Consider the following 19,227-nt stretch of genomic DNA (forward strand, 5'->3'; position numbering starts at 1 on the left):
CCGCTCAGGGTGAGATTGGCAGATGACGGAAACGCGACCCGCCGACGCGGCGGAGGGGCGGGACTTCTCCTACCGCCCGTTCATCTGGCTGGCGGTCGCGACGTTCTCGATGGGCATCGACGGCTACGTGCTGGCCGGACTGCTGCCGCAGATCGCGGGCGACCTCGAGGTCACACCGGCGGCCGCGGGGCAGCTGATGTCGGTGTTCGCGTTCACCGCCGCGCTGGCGGGCCCCGTCCTCGGCACACTGACGTCGCGGTGGGAGCGCCGGACGACGATCGTGTTGTCGCTCGGGGTGTTCGTGCTCGGCAACCTGGTCGTCGGGCTCGCCGCGAACTACCCGATGGCGCTCGGCGGCCGGGTACTGGCCGCGCTGGGCGGCAGTCTGCTGAACGCCGCGGTCACCGGGTACGTGATCGCGCTGACGCCGGTCCGGCACCACGGCAAGGCGTTGTCGTTCGTGCTCGGCGGCTGGATGACCGCGACCGCGCTCGGCGTACCGATCGGGCTGGTCCTCGGGCAGTCCAGCTGGCGGTTCCCGATGATCCTGGTCGCGGTCGTCGGCACCATCGCGCTGCTCGGCATCATGCTCCGGCTGCCCCAGCTGCATCTGCCGGGCGGGACCCTGGTCGAACGCCTCCGCCCGCTCGGGCAGCCGCGGCTGGTCGCCGGGCTGCTCGTCACCACCGGAATCCTGTGCAGCAGCTACGCCTGCTTCACGTACGCGACGCTGATCCTCGGCCCGCACTTCCACGCCGAGTGGGCGATCATCCTGATCATGTTCGGGTACGGCGTGTCGAGCATGGCCGGCAACGCGGTGACGGGCCGGCTGGTCGACAAGTTCACCGCCCTGCGGGTGCTGACCGTCGTACTCGTCGGGCTGCTGCTGAACGCCGTCCTGGGCATGATCGCGCTGATGTTCGCGCCGGCAGTCGTTGCCGCGGTGTGGGGGCTGATCTGGTTCTTCTCGGCCGGTGTCGGCAACGGCGGCGCGGCCGTGCCGCAGCAGGCCCGGCTGGCGCAGATGGCGCCCGACTCGGCCGCGATCGTGATGGCGCTCAACGGCAGCGCGATCTCGCTCGGATCCGCGCTCGGCAGCGGCCTGGGCGGTGTCGCGCTGACCGCGGGCGCGGCGCCGAACGGCCTGCTCGGCGTCTCCGCCGTCGTACTGGCGCTCACCGTCGGACTGCATACGCTCGTCACCCGTGCCTCAAAAGGTGCCGTCGGGTGACGGAGACGTGCGCCGCTGAGACGGATGCGGATCAGCAGTTCTCGTACCGGCCGTTGGCGTGGCTGGCGGTCGCGACCTTCTCGATGGGGATCGACGGCTACGTCCTGACCGGCTTGCTGCCGAGCATCGCCGAGGACCTGCACGTGAGTGTGGCGGCCGCCGGCCAGTTGATGTCCGCCTTCGCGCTGACCGCGGCATTCTCCGGGCCGGTGCTCGGAGCGGTGACCTCGCGGTGGGAGCGGCGTACGACGATCGCCGCCGCGCTGGCCGTGTTCGTGCTCGGCAACCTCGTCGTCGGGCTCGCGACGACGTACCCGATCGCGTTCGCCGGCCGGGTGCTGGCGGCGCTCGGCGCCTGCCTGCTGAACGCCGCCGTGAGCGGCTACGTGATCGCCGTGACGCCGGTCCGGCACCGCGGGAAGGCGTTGTCGTTCGTGCTCGGCGGGTTGCTGACCGCGACCGCCCTCGGCGTACCGTTCGGGCTGCTGATCGGGCAGTCCAGCTGGCGCTACCCGATGATCCTGGTGGCCGCGATGGGCGTCGTCGCGCTGGCCGGCATCCTGCGCGGCCTGCCCCGCCGGCAACTCCCGGCCGGGCGGCTCACCGACCAGCTGCGGCCGCTCGCCCGACCCCGGCTGGTCGGCGCGCTGCTCGTCACCACCGGCATCCTGACCGGCAGTTTCACCTGCTTCACGTACGCCGTCCTGATCCTCGGCCCGTCCTTCCCGGCCGGCTGGATGATCGTCGTGATCATGTTCGGGTACGGCGTCGCCAGTGCGCTGGGGAACGCCGTCACCGGCCGGCTGGCCGACCGCTTCGCCGCACCGCGCGTCCTCACCGTCGTCCTGGTCTTCCTGCTGCTGAACTCGATTCTCGGAATGGCCGGCCTGATGCTCACCTCGGCCGCCGCGCTCGCCGTGATCGCCGTGAGCTGGTTCTTCGCCCAGGGCATCGGCAACGGCGGCGCCGCCGTACCGCAGCAGGTCCGCCTCGCCGGCCTCGCGCCCGAGTCCCCGGCGATCCTGATGGCGCTGAACGGGAGCGCGATCTCGCTCGGGTCCGCGCTCGGCAGCGCCCTCGGCGGGCTCGCGCTCACGGCCGGGTCCGCACCGCACGATCTGCTCGGCATCGCGGCCGTCGTCCTCGCCGGCACGCTGGTGCTGCAGCTGACGGTGTCCCGCGTGCCTAGAATTCGGCCATGACCGGAAAACTGCGCATCGTGCTGGCGGCGACCCCGTCGTACCGGGAGATGGTGTTCGCGCCGTCGAGTCTGGCGCGGCTGGAGGCGCTCGGGGAGGTCATCGACCTGGACGATCCGGGCGATGCGGACGCGTTGACGGCGGCGCTGCCCGGGGCCGACGTACTGATCACGTCGTGGGGTGCGACGCCGCTCACCGCGGCGGTGCTCGATCACGCGGAGCGGTTGCGGCTGATCGCGCACAGCGCGTCCTCGGTGAAGCATTTCGTCACCGAGGAGGTGTTCCGGCGCGGGCTGCGGATCACACAGGCGGGTCAGGCGATGGCGGAGCCGGTCGCCGAGGTGTCACTGGCGTTCACGTTGAGCATGCTGCACCGCATCCAGCGGTTCGATCACCAGATGCACGCCGGTGCGTGGCGGAACGCCGTACCCCCGCAGCACGGCCTGACGGCGTCGCGGATCGGCGTTGTCGGGGCGTCCCGGACCGGCGTCGAGTACATCCGGATGCTCGTCGCGCTGCGGGCTCACGAGGTCGTCGTCCACGATCCCTATCTCACCGACGAGCGGGCGGCCGAACTCGGCGTACGTCGTGTTCCGCTCGACGAACTGCTGCGCACCAGTCGGGTCGTCGCCCTGCACGCGCCGACCCTGCCCGAGACCCACCACATGATCGGCGCCCGCGAACTCGCACTGATGCCGGACGGCGCCGCGCTGATCAACACCGCCCGCTCCTGGCTGGTCGACACCGCCGCACTGCTCGAGGAGCTCCGCACCGGCCGGATCGACGCCGCCCTGGACGTCTTCGACGAGGAACCCCTCCCACGCGACAACCCGTTCCGCGGCCTACCCAACGTCCTGCTCACCCCCCACCAGGCCGCCGCCACCGTCGAGTGCTACTTCGAAATGGGCGAAATCACCATCAACGAGATCGAACACTATGCATCCGGCCGCCCCCTCCAGTACGAGCTGACCCAAGCCGCCCTGGCCCGAATGGGCTAACCAGCAGACCCCGTCGAGACCGCCCGGAGAGCCCGGCGGTGGAGACCGTCGAGGTGGTGGTGGGTTCTTGCGTTGGCGATCGCGAGAGAGATGTCGCAGCGGAGGCCCGCCTGGCGGAGGTGCTCAAGAGAAGAAGAACAGAGAAGCTAGGGCGGGAGTTGGGTGCGTGGCTGGGTTTGCCGGGCCAGCGACAGTCGGCGCAGGGAACAGGAATCGACCCACCGCGGCAGGAGAATTGGAGTTACCACGCTTCAGCAACTTCCTGCAGGTGGATCGAGGCGGTATCAGTCTCCACTCGGGCTCGATCGCGACGCCGCTCTTCAAGGTCCTCGAAGCCGGGCAGCGGGTTCTGGGCCAGCCGGCAGATCGTGCTGGTACAGCCTCAGAAGGTCCTGGCAGACCCGGACGGCGTCACTCTGCCGACGGTATCCAGACGGTGTCGCGGATCTACCGGGTGAACATGCCGCGGCTCGACCAATTGCTCTGCCCGCACGAACTCGAGTTCTCCAGCGTGTTCGCCAAATCGCGACGTGCTGGTCGACGGGACCCTGGTACGACAGGGAACCGCGCCGACAGCCGACGGCAGCGCGCCTGACGGCCTGCAATTCTCCTCCCGTGACGGGTCGACCAGCCCGCCGGGCCCTGAGTCCTGAGGGCTGGTGGTGTTTGCTGGTGTGGGCCCACAAACAGCCCACAAAATAAGGGGATTCCGGCTCGGAAACTGTCGGTGGCGCCGTCTAGAGTCGATGCCATGGAACTTCTAGGCGAACGGCCGGCGTGGTCGATGAATGGCAGCGAACTGCTGTCCACCCTCGACACGCTCGAAGCCGAGCTCGCCCGCCTGGAGGCCTACCGGCTGAGCGTGATCGCCGCCATCGAGTCCACCGGCTACGCCGAAGAACTCGGCGCCCGCGACACCGCCGAACTCCTGCGCTTCCGCTACCGCCTCGACCCACGGGCCGCCCGCCGCACCCTCCGCCTCGCCCAGACCGCCCCGCACTACCCAGCCGTAGCCACCGCCCTCGAGCGCACGGCCTCCTCCGCAACCACCGACGTACCCGACGACAGCGGATCTGAAGACAGTGGATCCGGGGACGGTGCTGGCGATGGTGGTTGGCTGCTGCGGCCGACGCAGGCGGCCGCGATCGTGTTCGGACTCGACCGGGTCCGGTCACGGGTCCCGGTGGAACACCTGGACGCAGCCGCGGAGCAACTGGTCGGGCTGGCCGGTCACCTATCGCCCGGCGAACTGCGCACCGCCGCCAAGGAGATCGCCGACCTGCTGGACTCCGACGGCCCCGAACCCGAAGAACTGAAGGCGTATGAACGCGAGTCCCTGACGCTGTCGGCTGCCGACAACGGCGTGAAGTTCAAGGGCTTCCTGGCCAACGAGAACGCCGAACTCCTGCGCGCCGTCGTGCACGCCGGTGCTCGCCCGCACAAGACCGTGGACGGCGAGCACGACCCGCGGCCGCGTGACAAGCGCCAGGCCGACGCGCTGTCGGATGCCTTGAGCATCTCCGCCGCCGTGTGGGACACCACCGCCCCCACCACCGGCCGCACCGCCGGCCCCACTACGGGCACCGAGAACGCCGCGAGCACCGCCGATACAGGGCACACCGCCGGCGCCGCGGGCACGGGTGGTCGGGCGGCCAGGTACGGCGCGAAAGCGGACATCACGGTCACGATCGACCTCGAAGACCTCAAAGCCGCGACCGCGGACGCGATCGGGCGCACCGTCTACAGCGGCGGGCTGTCCGCGGCCACGATCCGGCGGCTGGCCTGCGACGCGAACATCATCCCGCTGGTGCTCGGCTCGAACTCCGAACCGCTCGACGTCGGCCGCCGCGTGCGGCTCGTCACCGGGGCGATGCGTCGCGCCCTGGACGCCCGCGACCGCGGCTGCGTGGTCTGCGGAGCCCCGCCGATCATGTGCGACGCCCACCACCTGGTCTCCTGGATCGACGGCGGCGACACCAAAGTCTCGAACCTGGCCCTGCTGTGCCGTCGCCACCACGTCGACCTGCACAGGGGCCGCTGGCACATCACCATCCTCGACGGCATCGTCCACGTCGCCCGCCCCAGCTGGGCCGAACCCGCACCCACCCCCGCCACAGCCCGACGCACCGCGCCTCCGCGCGCCCGGCCACCAGACAACCCGACAGGCTCACCGGAATCCGAGCCCAGCGAGCCCAGCGAGCCCAGCGGGTTCGCCGAGGCCGGCCTGCGGGCGGCCGAGGGCGTCGCGGTGGCGACCGTCGCCGACCGCTCGCGGTGGCGGGCCGACGCGGCTGCCCTCCAGCAAGCGGCCGACTTCGCAGCCACCGGCTGAGACCGGAGAACACAACAACCTCCTACCCACAGGCAAGCGGGCAGGAGGCCGTTGTGCTGCGACGGGGTCAGGAGACGGCGGGATCCTTCCAGCCGCCTCCGGCAGCGGGCAGCTCGTCTTGTCGACCACGCCGAACCGGTGAGGGGTCCACCAGCTCGCGGACGGACCCGCCTCCCACGTCATGCCTCGCCGGCCACACCCGCACCCCCGTATGTCCTGCACGGCGCCTGTCCTCCACACTCCTGGCGAACCCGGAGCCAGCCGCCGCGAGGGCGGAACGGGTCTGCCACGAAGGCGGACCTGGGCTGTCGACGAGGGCGGAACCGGGCTGCCCGCGGGTCAGGGTGCTGGTGGGAGCGGCGTACGAGCGAGGTGGCGCTCAGGTCGCGCAGGCAACCTACGACTGACCGCCGAAGCCGGCCACCACTCTCAGACTCCTGCCAATCCCTTGCCTGAAAGGCCAACACGAGCATCTGAGCCGAAGCCGGCTGCCACGAAGGCGGACCTGGGCTGCCGACAAGGGTGAAACCGGACTGCCCGCGGGGTCACGGTGGTGATGAAGCGCCACACGAGCAAGGAGGCGCTCGGGTCGCGCAGACAAACCTACGACTGACCGCTGGAGCCGGCCACCACTCTCAATCTCCTGTCAATCTCTTGTCTGAAAGGCCAACACGAGCCTCTGAGCCGAAGCCGGCCGCCACGAAGACGGACTTGGGTTGTCGACGAGGGCGGAACCGGGCCGCCCGCAGGGTCACGGTGCTGGTGGGAGCGGCGTACGAGCAGGTGGGCGCTCACATCACGCAGACAGACCTACGACTGACCGCCGAAGCCGGCCACCACTCTCAACCTCGAGTCAGTCTCTTGTCTGAAAGGCCTACACGAGCCTCTGAGCTGGAGCCGGCCGCCACAAAGGCGGACCTGGGTTGTCGACGAAGGCGGAACCAGGCTGCCCGCGGGGACAGGGTGGTGGGAGCGGCACACGAGCAAGGTGGCGCTCAGGTCGCGCGGACAAACTGACCCGCCGAAGCCGGCCACCACTCTCAGACTCCTGTCAATCTTTTGGGCTGAAAGGCCTACTCGAGCCTCTGAGGAGCCTTCTTCCCCCATCCGGAGGGGCGTCGGCTTCGAAGGCCTGTACATGCACAGGTTTCTCGGAGCGGTTGGTGGTGTGGTTGCGGCCGGTGTGGCGCTTGCGGTTGGGTATCTTGTTGCCGATCTGAGCGGTGGGCCGTGGCCGGTGGATGCGGTCGGTGTGCAGGTTATCGACTGGGCGCCGGGGCCGGTGAAGGACTGGGCAGTGCGGTCGCTCGGGACCGCCGATCGGCCGCTGCTCCGGGTCGGTATCTGCGCGGCCCTCGTGATCGTCGCCGCCGTCGCTGGTCTGATCGGCGCTCGGGGACGGCGGCGGACGGCGGTCGGGATCGCCGGCGGGTTGGGCCTGGTCGGTCTTGTGTTTGCGGTCTTCAGCCGGTCGTCGGCCGGGAACCTGGTCGACCGGTTGCTTCCGGCAACTGTCACGCTGGTCGTCGCCGTCGCCGCTATGTGGCTGGTGGTCCGTAGCCCTCACAAGGCCCGTCGAGCAGCAGCGGCGCAACCGGCCGGGTTCGACCGGCGGCGCTTCCTCCTGACCGTGTCGGCGCTCGCCGCGACGGGGGTGGTGAGCGCCGGCGCCACGAGGGTCGTCGGAGTGTCTGGAAACGAGCTCCGGGCACGCGTCCGGGTTCCTCGACCGACGGAGGCCGCGGGTCCGCTGCGCGCGAGTGTCGACGTACCGGGGATCAGTCCGTTCACGACGCCGAACAGCAAGTTCTATCGCGTGGACACGCTGCTGCAGGTGCCCCGGATCGATCCGCGGGATTGGGAACTGCGCGTCCACGGACTTGTCGACAAAGAGCTCCGGATCTCGTTCGACCAACTGCTCGAACGTCGCTTGGTCGAGCGCGACATCACCCTGACCTGCGTGTCCAACGAGGTCGGCGGGCCGTACGTCGGGAACGCCCGGTGGATCGGCGTACCGATCGCGGACGTCCTGCGCGAGGCCGGCGTCCGGGACGGCGCCGACGCGGTGAAGTCGACCAGCGTGGACGGTCTCACCATCGGTACGCCGTTGTCCGCGCTCACCGACGGCCGGGACGCGATCTTCGCGGTCGCGATGAACGGTGAACCGCTGCCGTTCGAGCACGGCTTCCCGGTTCGGATGGTGGTGCCCGGGCTGTACGGGTACGTGTCCGCGACCAAGTGGATCGTCGACTTCGAGGTCACCAGGTTCCAGGATTTCAGCGCGTACTGGACCGACCGCGGCTGGTCGGTCGAGGCGCCGATCAAGACGTCCGCGCGGATCGACGTACCGAAGGCTTTCGCGACCGTCAAGGCCGGGCCTGCGATCGCGGCCGGGGTCGCGTGGGCGCAGCACCGCGGCATCCGCAAGGTCGAGGTCCGGGTCGACAACGGCCCGTGGCAACCGGCCCGGCTCGCACCGGTCGACGGCCCGGACACCTGGCGGCAGTGGACGTTCCGCTGGGACGCCACGCCAGGCACGCACAAACTCACCGTCCGCGCGACCGACGCGGCGGGCGAGATCCAGACCGATCGCCAGGCGCCGCCGCGCCCGAACGGCTCGAGCGGCCTGCACAACACGGTCGTGATGGTCGAGTGACCCATCCGGCCCGCGACCCGCTCCGAAGTACTCCCGAAGTGTTCAGTCAGCACCCTCCTCAGGAAAGAGATCACCTCATGTCCAAGCACCTCACCCGCGCCGGTCTCGCCCTCAGCGCACTGGCTCTCGCAATGACCGCATCCGCCTGTGGTGGTGACGACGACAACGGCGCCGCAAGCGGTACGAGCACCACCAGCACGAGCAGCAGCGCACCGGCGACGAGCACCACGCCGTCGATGAGCGAGGCCGCCGCCGGCCTGGTCGGACCGGGCTGCGCCGACTACGCGAAGGCGAACCCGTCGGGCGCCGGCTCGATCGACGGTATGGCGGCCGCGCCGGTGGCCACCGCCGCATCGGGCAACCCGCTGCTCACGACGCTGGTCGCGGCGGTCTCCGGCAAGCTGAACCCGAAGGTCGACCTGGTCTCCACGCTGAACGGCGGCGAGTTCACCGTCTTCGCCCCGGTCGACACCGCGTTCGCGAAGATCCCGGCCGCGACCGTGAACACGCTGAAGACCAACGACGCGCTGCTGACCAAGATCCTGACGTACCACGTGGTCGCGGGCCAGCTCGACCCGATGGCGGTCGTCGGCAAGCACCCGACCGTCGAGAAGCAGGACGTCACGGTGAGCGGCTCGGGCGACGCCCTCAAGGTGAACGGCGCGAACGTGATCTGCGGCGGCGTGAAGACCGCGAACGCTACCGTGTACCTCATCGACTCCGTGCTGATGCCCCCGGCAAGCTGACCGTGACCGGACCTACTTCGCTGCCCTGGCCCGCTGGATCGCACCCGCGATCCGGCGCGGTCGGCGACGGCGACCTCCTGGCGCTGACCGCGACCGGCGACAGCGCCGCGTTCAGCGCGCTCTACGACCGCGTCGCCCCCTCGGTGTTCGGGCTGGTACGGCGGATCCTTCGTAACCCGGCCCAGTCCGAGGAGGTGACCCAGGAGGTCATGATCGACGTCTGGCGCACCGCGAGCCGGTACGACGCCGGCCGGGGCTCCGCCCACTCCTGGATCCTGACCATCGCGCACCGCCGCGCGGTCGACCGGGTCCGCTCCGAGCAGGCCGCCGCCGATCGCACCGAGCAGGTCGGTGCGCGGACCGCCGAGGTCGAGTTCGACCAGGTCGCGGACACCGTCAGCACCCGGCTCGAGGCCGAGCAGGTACGGCGCTGCCTCGATTCGCTGACCGAGCTGCAACGGGAGTCCATCGAGCTCGCGTACTACAACGGCTACACCTACCCGGAGGTCGCCCAGCAACTCGGCGCCAAGCTTCCGACCATCAAGGCGAGAATGCGCGACGGCCTGATCCGGCTCCGCGACTGCCTCGGAGCCACAAGGGGGCAAGGATCATGACGGAACCCGATGTGCACACCCTCACCGGTCCGTACGTTCTCGACGCGCTGCCCGACGACGAACGGGTCCGCTTCGAAGCCCACCTGGCCGAATGCGCGTTCTGCACCACCGAGGTCGCGGAGCTCCGCGCGGCCGCAGTGAAACTGGCCACCCAGGTGTCGGCCTCGCCACCGCCCGCCCTGAAGGCGAACGTGATGGCGGCGATCGAGCACGTCCGGCAGCTCCCCCCGGTCGTCGAGGGCGGGTCGGCGAGTCCCGCCGTACCGCGCCGGTTCGGTCGCCGGTCGGTGCTCACGCTCGCTGCTGCGGCCGTCGCGGTCGCGCTCAGCGGCGGGGTCGCGGTCGACCAGTACCGGGACCGGCAGGCGGCGGAGCGTGCCAACCGGCAGGTGGCGGCCGTTCTGGCCCAACCCGACGCGCGGACCGTTCACGGGGCGGTCCAGGGCGGCGGTCAGGCCACGGTCGTCGCATCGGCGCAGGCCGACAAGTCGGTCGTCGTACTGCGGGGCCTTCCGAAGCTGCCCGACGACCGGACGTGGCAACTGTGGATGATCGACCAGGGCAAGACCGCGCACTCGGTCGGCCTGGCCGCGGGCGACCTCACTCAGGTCGTCAACGGCTCGACCGCCGGGATGACGGCGTTCGGACTCACCGTCGAGCCCGCCGGCGGCTCCCCGACGCCGACGCTGCCCGCGGCCGCGCTGATCGCGTTGACCTAGTAGCGTCCGGGGTATGGAGCAGGCGGCGGCCGAGGTACGGGAGCGGGTTCAGGCGAGCTTCGACCGCCAGGGGCTGATGACCCATCTCGGGGCGCGGATCGTGCACATCGGGCCGGGCGAGGTGCACATCGTGCTGCCGAGCCGGCCCGAGGTCACGCAGCAGCACGGCTACTTCCACGCCGGCGCGACGAGCTCGATCGCGGACAGCGCCGGCGGGTACGCCGCGTTCACGCTGTTCCCGGAGGGTACGTCGGTGCTCACGGTCGAGTTCAAGATCAACCTGCTGGCCCCCGCCGAGGGCGACCAGCTGGAGGCCGTCGGCACGGTGATCAAACCCGGCCGCACCCTCACCATCTGCCGCCTCGAGGTCTTCGGCATCACCTCCACCCACCGCACTCTGGTGGCCGCCGGCCAGCAAACCCTCATCCAGATCGAGTCCCGACCCGAACGCTGAGCGGACTTTCTCTCATCGCAGCGATGAGTTCGGGGCTCGGCGGCGGTCTGTAGGGGTGTGAAAGAGACTGCTGAGCAGAGATGGGTTCTGGGACTGGCCTCGATCGGGTCGGTCATGGTGGCGTTGGACGTTCTGGTGGTTGCCGCGGCGTTGACCACGATCCGGGCGGATCTTGGCGCGTCGGCCGAGCAGCTGGAGTGGACGGTCAACGCCTATGGGCTGAGTTTTGCGATGCTGCTGATGACGGCCGCCGCGATCGGTGACCGTCTGGGCCGACGACGGACGTACGCCGCCGGGCTGGCCGTGTTCACGGCCGCGTCCGTCGCCTGCGCCCTGGCGACGACGTTGCCGCTGCTGATCGCGGCCCGGGCCGTGCAGGGCGTCGGTGCGGCGATGGTGATGCCGCTGGCGATGGGGCTGCTCGGGGCCGCCTTCCCGCCGGAGCGGCGCGGCCGGGCGATCGGCGTGTTCAGCGGCGTCACGGGGATCGCCGTCCTGGGCGGTCCGCTGATCGGCGGCGCGGTCACCGAAGGGCTGTCGTGGCAGTGGATCTTCTGGATCAACGTGCCGATCGGCGTGGCCGCGATCGCGCTGGTACTGACGAAGATCGGTGAGAGCACCGGCCCGGCGCGACGGCTAGACCTCGTCGGCGCGGTCCTGATCAGCCTCGCCGTACTCGGGCTGGTCTGGGGCACGGTGCGCGGTGAGTCGGCCGGCTGGACGAGCGCGGAGGTCCTCGGCGGGTTCGCGGCCGGGGTGGTCATGCTGGCTGCGTTCGGCTGGTGGGAGCGGCGGACGGATCACGCGATGGTTCCGCTCGCGTTCTTCCGGAACCGCACGTTCAGCGCGGCGAACTCGGCCGGCTTCTTCCTCAGCGCGGCGTTGTTCAGCGCGGTCTTCTTCCTGTCGCAGTACATGCAGGCCGTGCTCGGATCGGCGCCGTTGAAGGCCGGTCTGCAGCTCCTGCCGTGGACCGCGACCCTCTTCGTGGTGGGCCCGATCGCCGGCCGGCTGGTCGAGCGCGTCGGCGAGCGCCCGCTCGTGGTGATCGGTATGGCGCTGCAGACCGCCGGCATGTTCTGGGTCAGCCGCGGCGCGGACCACTACTGGGGGCTGGTCGTGCCGCTGGTGGTCACCGGCTGCGGGATCTCGCTCGCGATGCCCGCAGCGCAGAGCGCGGCGATGGCGGCGCTGCCCCGGGAGGCGGTCGGGATCGCGTCCGGGATCTACAGCATGAACCGGCAGCTCGGCGGCGCGGCCGGGGTGGCCGTGCTCGGTTCGGTGTTCACCGCGGCGGGCGGCTACACCGGTGACGGCTTCGCCCGGGCGCTCGCGGGGTGCGGCGTACTGTCGTTGCTCGGGGCCGTCTCGGGGCTGGCCATCGCTGCCCGCCGCAGTGCCGAGGTCGTGCCGGAGAAGGTGGTGGAAGGAGTCCGATGAACCTCGAGGAGGAGTTCGCGCAGTACCGGGGTGAGCTGGTGGCGCACTGCTACCGGATGCTCGGGTCGCTGCACGACGCCGAGGACGCCGTCCAGGAGACGTACCTGCGCGCCTGGCGTGGTCACGCGGACTTCGAGCACCGTTCGTCGGTCCGGACTTGGCTGTACCGGATCGCTACCAACGTGTGCCTGAACCTCCTGCAGCACAGCAGCCGACGGGTCGTCCCCTCGGCGCTGGGTGCCCCGGGCAACGATCCGGACGAGCTGCACGGCCAGGCGCTGGAGGTGCCGTGGCTGGAGCCGTTCCCGGACCGGTTGCTCGGCGCCGACCCGGCCGCGGTGGTCGGCGACCGCGCAAGCCTGCGGCTGGCGATGGTCGCCGCGATGCAGCATCTGCCGCCGCGGCAACGCGCCGTACTGATTCTGCGCGAGGTTCTCACCTGGCCTGCCGCAGAGGTCGCGTCGTTGCTCGACACAACGACTGCAGCGGTGAACAGCTCGCTGCAGCGGGCGCGGGCCGAGCTTGCCCGGCTGCGGCCGCGGGAGGACGACCTGAGCGAGCCGCACGAGCCGGTACGACGGGCGCTGCTCGACCAGTTCCAGGCGGCGATGGAGAGCAAGGACCTCGTCGCTCTGGAAGGGCTGTTCAGCGCGGACGCGCGGTGGGAGATGCCGCCGATCCTGACCTGGTTCAGTGGGCGTACCGACGTGCTGCGGCTGCTCGACGCGAAGCTGCGGCCAGGGCCGGACCGACGGGTTCTGGTGGAGACCTCGGCGAACGGGCAGCCCGCGTTCGCGCTCTACATCCACGGCTCCGACGACCACTTCCACGCGCACTCGATCAAGGTCCTGACCTGTACCAAGGACGAGATCTCGGCCGTGCTCGCGTTTCATCAGCCTGCCTTGTTCCCAGCCTTCGGGCTGCCACTGATCCACAGGAGATCCTGATGTCTTCAGCAACTACTTTGCGGGAGCTGCACGTTCCCGGCACACCGCTCGTCGTACCGAACGCCTGGGACGCGGCCTCGGCCCGCCTGGTCGAGGAGGCCGGCTTCGCCGCGGTCGCGACCAGCAGCAACGCGACAGCGGCGGTCCTCGGGTACGACGACGGTGAGTACGCGCCGGTCGACGACGTCCTGGCGGCCGCGGCGCGGATCGCGCGGTCGGTGTCCGTGCCGGTCACGGTCGACTTCGAGCGTGGGTACCACCTGGCTCCGGCTGAGCTGGTGGAGCGCTTCGTCGCGACCGGCGCCGTCGGACTCAACCTGGAGGACTCCGATCCGGCGACCGGCCGGATGATCGACGCCGGTGCGCAGGAGGACTTCCTGGCCGCGGTGCGGGCCGCGGCCGGCGACGCACTCGTGATCAACGCCCGGATCGACGCGTTCGTCCGCCGAGCCGGTACGGCGGACGAACAGCTGGCGACCGCGCTCGACCGCGGCAACCGCTACCTGGCCGCCGGCGCCGACTGCGTGTACCCGATCGGCGCCGGCGACCTCGACCTGATCTGCACGCTCACCACACAGATCGACGGCCCGGTGAACGTCGGCTACGGGCAGGGCGTCAATTCCGTCGCGGACTACGCCGCGCGAGGTGTCGCCCGGGTGAGCTTCGGCCCGATGTTCCAGCGGCACCTCTACGCGACGTTCGCCGGGACCGTGCTCCCGGCCCTCACGGCGGATCGGAATCCGTTCACTGCCTGACCGCCCGGTGTGTGGGATCCGGGCGATCGGGTAATGGCGGTTCGGTAGTGGAAGGCAACCATCGAGAGAACGGGGAAACCGCGATGGGCATGTTCGACAACATGAAGGACAAGGCCGGCGACCTGGTCGACGAGCACGGCGACAAGATCGACGAGGGCCTGGACAAGGCCGGCGAGTTCGCCGACGAGAAGACCGGCGGCAAGTACGGCGACAAGATCGACCAGGGCACCGACATGGCCCGGGACCAGCTGGACAACCTCGACGGCCAGAACGACGACCTCCGGGACAACGATTCCTGAGCTCGTTCCGGCGCGTCGGTACGCCCGAACGGCCGCGGAACTCGCCGCGGCCGTCCGGCGTACCCCCGGCAGGGGGCCGGCGAAGCCCTCGTCGATGCTCTTGGCAACAGGTTCGCTGAGAGCCCGCTGAGCGTTGGCCGGCAGGCGCTGCGGGCGACCGAGCCATCGCACGGGGTGAGAAACGCCGAGGGGGGTACGTCTCGGGGGCCGCAGGACGTACTCTGCCTCTAGCAAGGGGTGGATGGGGCTGCAGGGGGGAACTGCATGATGCTGGATTTTTGCCTGCGCTCGGGGACGGGAAGCCGGTGACGCCGCTACGGCGGGTCCTGGTCTGGATCTCTGGTGCGTCGGCCGGGCTGGGGGCCGCGCTGGCCGCCACGATCCCGTTCGAGAGCGCCGAGCTGATCGACATCTCACGCCGTGGCGGTACGCCGGGGGCGCACCATGTCGCGGTGGATCTCGCCGATCCGGACTCGTGGCCGGTGGTCGACAAGGACTTCCGGCAGCGGATCGAGGCCGGCGATCCGGAGCTGGTGGTGTTCATCCACAACGCCGGGACGCTGACGCCGCTCGGCTCGGCGGATCATGTCGACACCGAGCAGTACACCCGTAACGTGCTGTTGAACTCCGCGGCCGCGCAGGTGCTCGGGCAGTCGTTCCTGAGCGCGCTTTCCGGGCGGGACTGTGAACAGCACCTGATCATGGTGTCGTCGGGTGCGGCGAGCAGACCGCACGAGGGCGAGTCCAGCTATTGCGCGGGGAAGGCCGCGATCGACCAATGGGTGCGCACGGTCGGGCTCGAGCAGCGGCGCCGACATCCCGGCTGCCGGGTCGTCTCCGTGTCACCCGGCTCGGTCGACACGGCAATGCAGGCCGAACTGCGCGCGGCCAGTCCGTTCGAGGTCCCGGTGTCGAGCCGCTTCCGCGAGATGGAGGCCCTCGGCAAGCTCTCCAAACCCGAGACGGTGGCGCGATCCATCTGGTCGCTGCTCGACCGTGACGTCGCCAGCGGCACCGTCCTGCACGTCCGCGACCTGACCTAGAGCGCGCTCCGTGCCAGCCGGTGGACCTGCGCCCGCGTCGCCGGGTACAGCTCGGTGAAGGTTTGCAGCAGGCTCGCGTACGTCGGCGCCGTCGCCGGGTCCGGCGCCACGACGTGATCCGGTCTGGTCCAGTCGGTGTCCGGTGCGACCGCGCCGATCCCGATCGCGGCCAGCAGCGCATCGCCGTACGACGCCCCGATCGTCTGCCGGGGAACGATCTGCTCGATTCCCGCGACGTCGCTGACGATCTGGGCCCACAGGCCGCCCAGCGTTCCGCCGCCGACGGCAACGATCCGGTCGGCCGGCCCGAAGATGTCCAGGATCTGCCGCACCCCGCAGGCGATCCCTTCGTACGCCGCGCGCAGCAGGTGACCGCGGCCGTGTCGCAGCGTCAGTCCCGCGATCACGCCGCGTGCCAGCGGGTCGTAGATCGGGGTCCGCTCGCCGCTGAAGTACGGCAGCAGGACGAGCCCTTCACTGCCCGCGGGGACGGCGGCCGCTTCCGCGAGCAACGTCTCGAAGGGTGCACCGCCGGTCAGGTCCTGAAGCCAGGTCGTAACCGTCCCGGACGTGGCCATACCGGCGGCCAGGGTGTGCGATCCGCGCTCGACCCCGGACGTCGTCCACAGACCGCGCACGCTCGTCGGGGCGGGAAGAACCTGGACGAAGAACATCGTCGAGCCGTACATCAGCATCAGGTCGCCGGGCCGCCGTACGCCGACGCTGAACGCCTCTGCCCACGCGTCGACGGTCCCCGCGACGACCGGCGTCCCTTCGGACAGGCCGGTCTGCTCAGCGGCCGCCCGCCGTACAACTCCCACCTGTTCGGACGGCCACACCAAGCGTGGCAATGCGAGACCCGGCAGGACGGCTTCCACCCAATCCGCTGCCCAGTCCTGCCGGCGGATGTCGTAGAACGGGTCGCACTGGCTGGCCGTGTGATGGTCGAGCACCCATTCGCCGGTCAGCCGCGCCACGACGTACGTGTGGGCGCTGAACCAGCGATCCTGCGGCCGCCACGCGTCACCCGCGGCGCGCCGCAGCCAGGCCAGCTTCGGCCCGATCGCCTGGCTGGACAGGTCTTTCCCGCAGCGCTCCAGGATCGCGGCCGCGCCGAGCTGCTCGGTGATCTCGGCGATCTCGCGGGTCGAGCGGGTGTCGACGCCGTACAGGATCGCCGGCCGCCGCGGGCGCAGGTCGTCGTCGGTCTGGACGACGCACGGCCCGAGACCGGAGACGCAGACCGCCGCGACGCCGGTCGTGTCCAGCTCGGCGAGAACCTCGACGACGTCGCCCCACCAGTCGCGCTCGGGATCCATCTCGGCCCAGCCCGGCTGCGGCAGGCTCGGGGCGTGGTCGCGGCGTGCGACCGCCACGACCTCGCCGTCGAGCGTGCTCAGAACGGCCTTCGTACTGCCGGTACCGATGTCGACGCCGATGACGAAGCTCATCCGGCAATTGTCCAGGTGTACGGGACCCCGGCGGTGAGAGACACCTCCTCGCGACGCTCGCAATGGCGGAGGACGACGGTGCCGTCCCGGTCGGCCGTCAGGACGGCGTGTGCCGCGTCCGCGGACCAGGTGAGGTCGACGCCGACGCCGCCGCGGGCGCGCAGACCGGTGATCGAGCCCTCCGGCCAGGCGTCCGGCAGCGCGGGGAAGATCTCGAGCTCGCCGGTGTGGCTCTGCAGCAGCATCTCCGCGATCCCGGCGGTCGCACCGAAGTTGCCGTCGATCTGGAACGGCGGGTGCGCGCAGAAGAGGTTCGGGTACAGGCCCGAGCCGTCCCCCACGTAGTCGGTGCCCGAATCGGAGGCCGGAGTCAGCAGCTCGCGGACCAGACGGTGGGCGGCCACGCCGTCGCGGAGCCTTGCCCACAACGAGATCCGCCACGCCAGCGACCAGCCCGTGCTCTTGTCCCCGCGCAACTCCAAGGTGCGGGCCGCGGCCTGAGCGAGTTCCGGCGTACCGTCCGGGGTGATCTGGTCGCCGGGGTGCAGGCCGATCAGATGGGACGTGTGGCGGTGCTGCGGCTCGGCCTCGGCGAAGTCCGCCAGCCACTCCTGCAGCTGGCCCCGGCTGCCGACCCGCGGGTCGGGGATGCGCTTGCGGGCGGCGGTCAGGTCGTCGACGAGCGGGTCGGCGAGCTCGAGCTCGGCCACGGCCTGCAGGCAGCGGTCGAACAGGTCCGCGATCAGCGACAGGTCCATCGTCGCGGAGGTCGTGACCGAGGCGGGTTCGCCGTCGGCGGCGACGTACTCGTTCTCCGGCGAGGTCGACGGCGCCGTACCGAGCGTGCCGTCCGGGAGCTCGAACAGCCAGTCGAGACAGAACTCGGCGGCACCGCGCAACACCGGCCACGCGTCGCGGAGATATTCGCGATCGCCGGTGAACGCGTAGTGGTCCCAAAGGTGACGGCACAGCCAGACGCCGGCCATCGGCCAGTTCGACCACTTCGGGTTGCCGTCGACGGGCGCGGTCCAGCACCAGGCGTCGGCGTTGTGATGCGCGGTCCAACCCTTCGTGCCGTAGAGCTCCTCGGCCGTACGCCGTCCTGCCTCGGCGAGGTTCGCTACGTAGGTGAGCAGGGGCTCGTGGCACTCGGACAGGGACGTCGTCTCCGCCGGCCAGTAGTTCATCTCGGTGTTGATGTTGACCGTGTAGTTGCTGCTCCACGGCGGCTGCAGATGCTCGTTCCAGATGCCCTGCAGGTTGGTCGGCAGGCCGCCCGGGCGGGAGCTGGAGATCATCAGGTAGCGCCCGAAGTTGTAGATGAGCGCCGCCAGTCCCGGATCGTCGCCCGCGGTGGTGAGCCGCCGGTCGGTGGTCAGCTCGACATCGGAGGGCAGTGTGAGGACCGAACGCCGGAAGAGCTCCTGGTAGTCGGCCACATGCTCGTCACGCAGGTCCTCCGCCTTGGCAAGCGCAGTTCGGGCTGTCGTGTCGGCGGCATCGCGGCACTCTTCGCGGGTGCGTGTCGGTGTGATCGCCGGTCCTTCGTAGCCCGTGGCCGTGGCGAGTACGACGTACAGCTCGGTCGCTTCGCTGACGGTCAGCGCCTCGTCGGTCGCCGTGACGGATCCGTCGGTGTGCGCCCGCAGTACGACGGCCGCGCTCATGCCACGGTCGTCGCCGTCGGAGTACTGGATCGGGTCGGCGGCGTTGCCGTGCGGCGGGGCGACGGACGACGGGCAGGTCGCCAGCAGCGCCAGCCCGCTGTCACCGACCGCCTCCGTGGTCGAGCGGAGCTGGGAGGTGAGGCTGAGCGTCACCGTGAGCGGCTCCGATGCACCCAGACGTAGGATCAATGCCTGTGCCGGCGCGCTGACGAACACCTCCTGCCAGACCTCGACGCCGCCGACTTCGTACTCGGCCCGTGCCACCGCGGTGTCCAGGTCGAGCCGCCGCCGGTAGTTCGCGACGGCACCTGACAGCCGGTGGTCCAGCAGCAGGTCGCCGAGCGGCATGTACGCCTGCGAGTGACCGCTGTGGAAGCCGTGCGAGAGCTCCTCGGCCATGCGGACGTCGCCCTGCACCAGCGCGGCCCGGACCCGGTCGACCGCCGCCGCGCCGACCTCGCCGATCGGCGTCGACAGCCGGCGGGTGGTCTCCGGGCTGCCCGACCACAGCGTCTCGTCGTTCAGCGCGATCCGGTCACGCTCGGCGCCGCCGAACCACATCGCCCCGATCCGGCCGTTGCCGAGCGGCAGCGCCGCGAGCCAGTCCGCCGCGGGAGCGTCGTACGTGAGCTCCATGGCGGCCGCAGTCATCCGATCTCTCATACGGCAGATCCTC

General features: G+C 70.5%; 16 protein-coding genes. 14 read left to right on the plus strand and 2 right to left on the minus strand.

Translation table 11 applies throughout. The annotated features are described in order from the left end of the window. Positions 1 to 22 precede the first annotated feature (22 nt). The 14 genes from ACWEOO_RS03120 (at position 23) to ACWEOO_RS03185 (ending at position 15,433) form a co-directional block, all read left to right on the plus strand. Positions 23 to 1,231 (plus strand): MFS transporter, encoded by a 1,209-nt coding sequence (locus ACWEOO_RS03120; RefSeq protein ID WP_452141538.1) that lies wholly within the window; start codon positions 23 to 25, stop codon positions 1,229 to 1,231. Beyond that, on the plus strand, positions 1,228 to 2,433 hold the full coding sequence (locus tag ACWEOO_RS03125) for an MFS transporter (protein WP_452141539.1): 1,206 nt from the start codon (positions 1,228 to 1,230) through the stop codon (positions 2,431 to 2,433). Before ACWEOO_RS03120 ends, ACWEOO_RS03125 begins: the two co-directional genes overlap by 4 nt. Further along, positions 2,430 to 3,428 (plus strand): hydroxyacid dehydrogenase, encoded by a 999-nt coding sequence (locus ACWEOO_RS03130; RefSeq protein ID WP_452141540.1) that lies wholly within the window; start codon positions 2,430 to 2,432, stop codon positions 3,426 to 3,428. Before ACWEOO_RS03125 ends, ACWEOO_RS03130 begins: the two co-directional genes overlap by 4 nt. A 751-nt stretch (positions 3,429 to 4,179) precedes the next feature. Continuing rightward, on the plus strand, positions 4,180 to 5,760 hold the full coding sequence (locus tag ACWEOO_RS03135; RefSeq protein WP_452141541.1) for a DUF222 domain-containing protein: 1,581 nt from the start codon (positions 4,180 to 4,182) through the stop codon (positions 5,758 to 5,760). A 1,183-nt stretch (positions 5,761 to 6,943) separates the two neighbouring features. After that, positions 6,944 to 8,416 (plus strand): molybdopterin-dependent oxidoreductase, encoded by a 1,473-nt coding sequence (locus ACWEOO_RS03140; protein WP_452141542.1) that lies wholly within the window; start codon positions 6,944 to 6,946, stop codon positions 8,414 to 8,416. Positions 8,417 to 8,493: 77 nt separating this feature from the next. Continuing rightward, entirely contained in the window at positions 8,494 to 9,162 is a 669-nt protein-coding gene (locus ACWEOO_RS03145; RefSeq protein WP_359936194.1) for a fasciclin domain-containing protein, read from the plus strand. A gap of 2 nt (positions 9,163 to 9,164) precedes the next feature. Beyond that, complete coding sequence (gene sigK, locus ACWEOO_RS03150; RefSeq protein ID WP_452141543.1) at positions 9,165 to 9,776, plus strand: ECF RNA polymerase sigma factor SigK; 612 nt, start codon at positions 9,165 to 9,167, stop codon at positions 9,774 to 9,776. Further along, positions 9,773 to 10,495 carry an anti-sigma factor gene (locus tag ACWEOO_RS03155; RefSeq protein WP_452141544.1) on the plus strand — a complete coding sequence of 241 codons (723 nt, stop codon included), beginning with the start codon at positions 9,773 to 9,775 and terminating at the stop codon, positions 10,493 to 10,495. Before sigK ends, ACWEOO_RS03155 begins: the two co-directional genes overlap by 4 nt. Positions 10,496 to 10,508: 13 nt before the next feature. After that, positions 10,509 to 10,949, plus strand: coding sequence for a PaaI family thioesterase (locus ACWEOO_RS03160; protein ID WP_452141545.1), 441 nt, complete (start codon positions 10,509 to 10,511; stop codon positions 10,947 to 10,949). 114 nt (positions 10,950 to 11,063) lie between these two features. Next, a complete protein-coding gene (locus ACWEOO_RS03165) occupies positions 11,064 to 12,389 on the plus strand; it encodes a DHA2 family efflux MFS transporter permease subunit (protein WP_452141546.1) in 1,326 nt (441 codons plus the stop codon). After that, positions 12,386 to 13,336 carry a sigma-70 family RNA polymerase sigma factor gene (locus tag ACWEOO_RS03170; protein ID WP_359936204.1) on the plus strand — a complete coding sequence of 317 codons (951 nt, stop codon included), beginning with the start codon at positions 12,386 to 12,388 and terminating at the stop codon, positions 13,334 to 13,336. Before ACWEOO_RS03165 ends, ACWEOO_RS03170 begins: the two co-directional genes overlap by 4 nt. Next, the gene (locus tag ACWEOO_RS03175) at positions 13,336 to 14,091 is read left to right on the plus strand and encodes an isocitrate lyase/PEP mutase family protein (RefSeq protein WP_452141547.1); all 756 of its coding nucleotides are present in this window, start codon (positions 13,336 to 13,338) and stop codon (positions 14,089 to 14,091) included. The genes ACWEOO_RS03170 and ACWEOO_RS03175 overlap by 1 nt, the downstream gene beginning before the upstream one ends. Positions 14,092 to 14,174: 83 nt before the next feature. Then, positions 14,175 to 14,390: an antitoxin gene (locus ACWEOO_RS03180; RefSeq protein WP_452141548.1), complete on the plus strand. Its 216-nt coding sequence runs from the start codon at positions 14,175 to 14,177 to the stop codon at positions 14,388 to 14,390. Positions 14,391 to 14,668: 278 nt separating this feature from the next. Continuing rightward, positions 14,669 to 15,433: an SDR family NAD(P)-dependent oxidoreductase gene (locus ACWEOO_RS03185; protein ID WP_452141549.1), complete on the plus strand. Its 765-nt coding sequence runs from the start codon at positions 14,669 to 14,671 to the stop codon at positions 15,431 to 15,433. Here the strand turns inward: ACWEOO_RS03185 and ACWEOO_RS03190 are convergent. Both ACWEOO_RS03190 and ACWEOO_RS03195 read right to left on the minus strand, forming a co-directional pair. Then, positions 15,430 to 16,884, minus strand: a complete 1,455-nt coding sequence (locus ACWEOO_RS03190) for an FGGY-family carbohydrate kinase (RefSeq protein ID WP_452141550.1) — start codon at positions 16,882 to 16,884, stop codon at positions 15,430 to 15,432. The genes ACWEOO_RS03185 and ACWEOO_RS03190 overlap by 4 nt on opposite strands. Beyond that, positions 16,881 to 19,214 carry a glycoside hydrolase family 95 protein gene (locus tag ACWEOO_RS03195; protein ID WP_452141551.1) on the minus strand — a complete coding sequence of 778 codons (2,334 nt, stop codon included), beginning with the start codon at positions 19,212 to 19,214 and terminating at the stop codon, positions 16,881 to 16,883. The genes ACWEOO_RS03190 and ACWEOO_RS03195 overlap by 4 nt, the downstream gene beginning before the upstream one ends. Between the last annotated feature and the right edge of the window lie 13 nt (positions 19,215 to 19,227).

The organism is Kribbella sp. NPDC004138 (genome assembly GCF_053603655.1).

Excerpts from the sequence above, each read along its gene's own strand:
- ACWEOO_RS03145 (WP_359936194.1), top strand. The coding sequence starts at position 8,494 with ATGTCCAAGCACCTCACCCGCGCCGGTCTCGCCCTCAGCGCACTGGCT.
- ACWEOO_RS03195 (WP_452141551.1), bottom strand. The coding sequence starts at position 19,214 with ATGAGAGATCGGATGACTGCGGCCGCCATGGAGCTCACGTACGACGCT.
- ACWEOO_RS03175 (WP_452141547.1), top strand. The coding sequence starts at position 13,336 with ATGTCTTCAGCAACTACTTTGCGGGAGCTGCACGTTCCCGGCACACCG.
- ACWEOO_RS03120 (WP_452141538.1), top strand. The coding sequence starts at position 23 with ATGACGGAAACGCGACCCGCCGACGCGGCGGAGGGGCGGGACTTCTCC.
- ACWEOO_RS03135 (WP_452141541.1), top strand. The coding sequence starts at position 4,180 with ATGGAACTTCTAGGCGAACGGCCGGCGTGGTCGATGAATGGCAGCGAA.
- ACWEOO_RS03160 (WP_452141545.1), top strand. The coding sequence starts at position 10,509 with ATGGAGCAGGCGGCGGCCGAGGTACGGGAGCGGGTTCAGGCGAGCTTC.
- ACWEOO_RS03190 (WP_452141550.1), bottom strand. The coding sequence starts at position 16,884 with ATGAGCTTCGTCATCGGCGTCGACATCGGTACCGGCAGTACGAAGGCC.
- ACWEOO_RS03170 (WP_359936204.1), top strand. The coding sequence starts at position 12,386 with ATGAACCTCGAGGAGGAGTTCGCGCAGTACCGGGGTGAGCTGGTGGCG.
- ACWEOO_RS03155 (WP_452141544.1), top strand. The coding sequence starts at position 9,773 with ATGACGGAACCCGATGTGCACACCCTCACCGGTCCGTACGTTCTCGAC.
- ACWEOO_RS03130 (WP_452141540.1), top strand. The coding sequence starts at position 2,430 with ATGACCGGAAAACTGCGCATCGTGCTGGCGGCGACCCCGTCGTACCGG.
- ACWEOO_RS03180 (WP_452141548.1), top strand. The coding sequence starts at position 14,175 with ATGGGCATGTTCGACAACATGAAGGACAAGGCCGGCGACCTGGTCGAC.
- ACWEOO_RS03165 (WP_452141546.1), top strand. The coding sequence starts at position 11,064 with ATGGTGGCGTTGGACGTTCTGGTGGTTGCCGCGGCGTTGACCACGATC.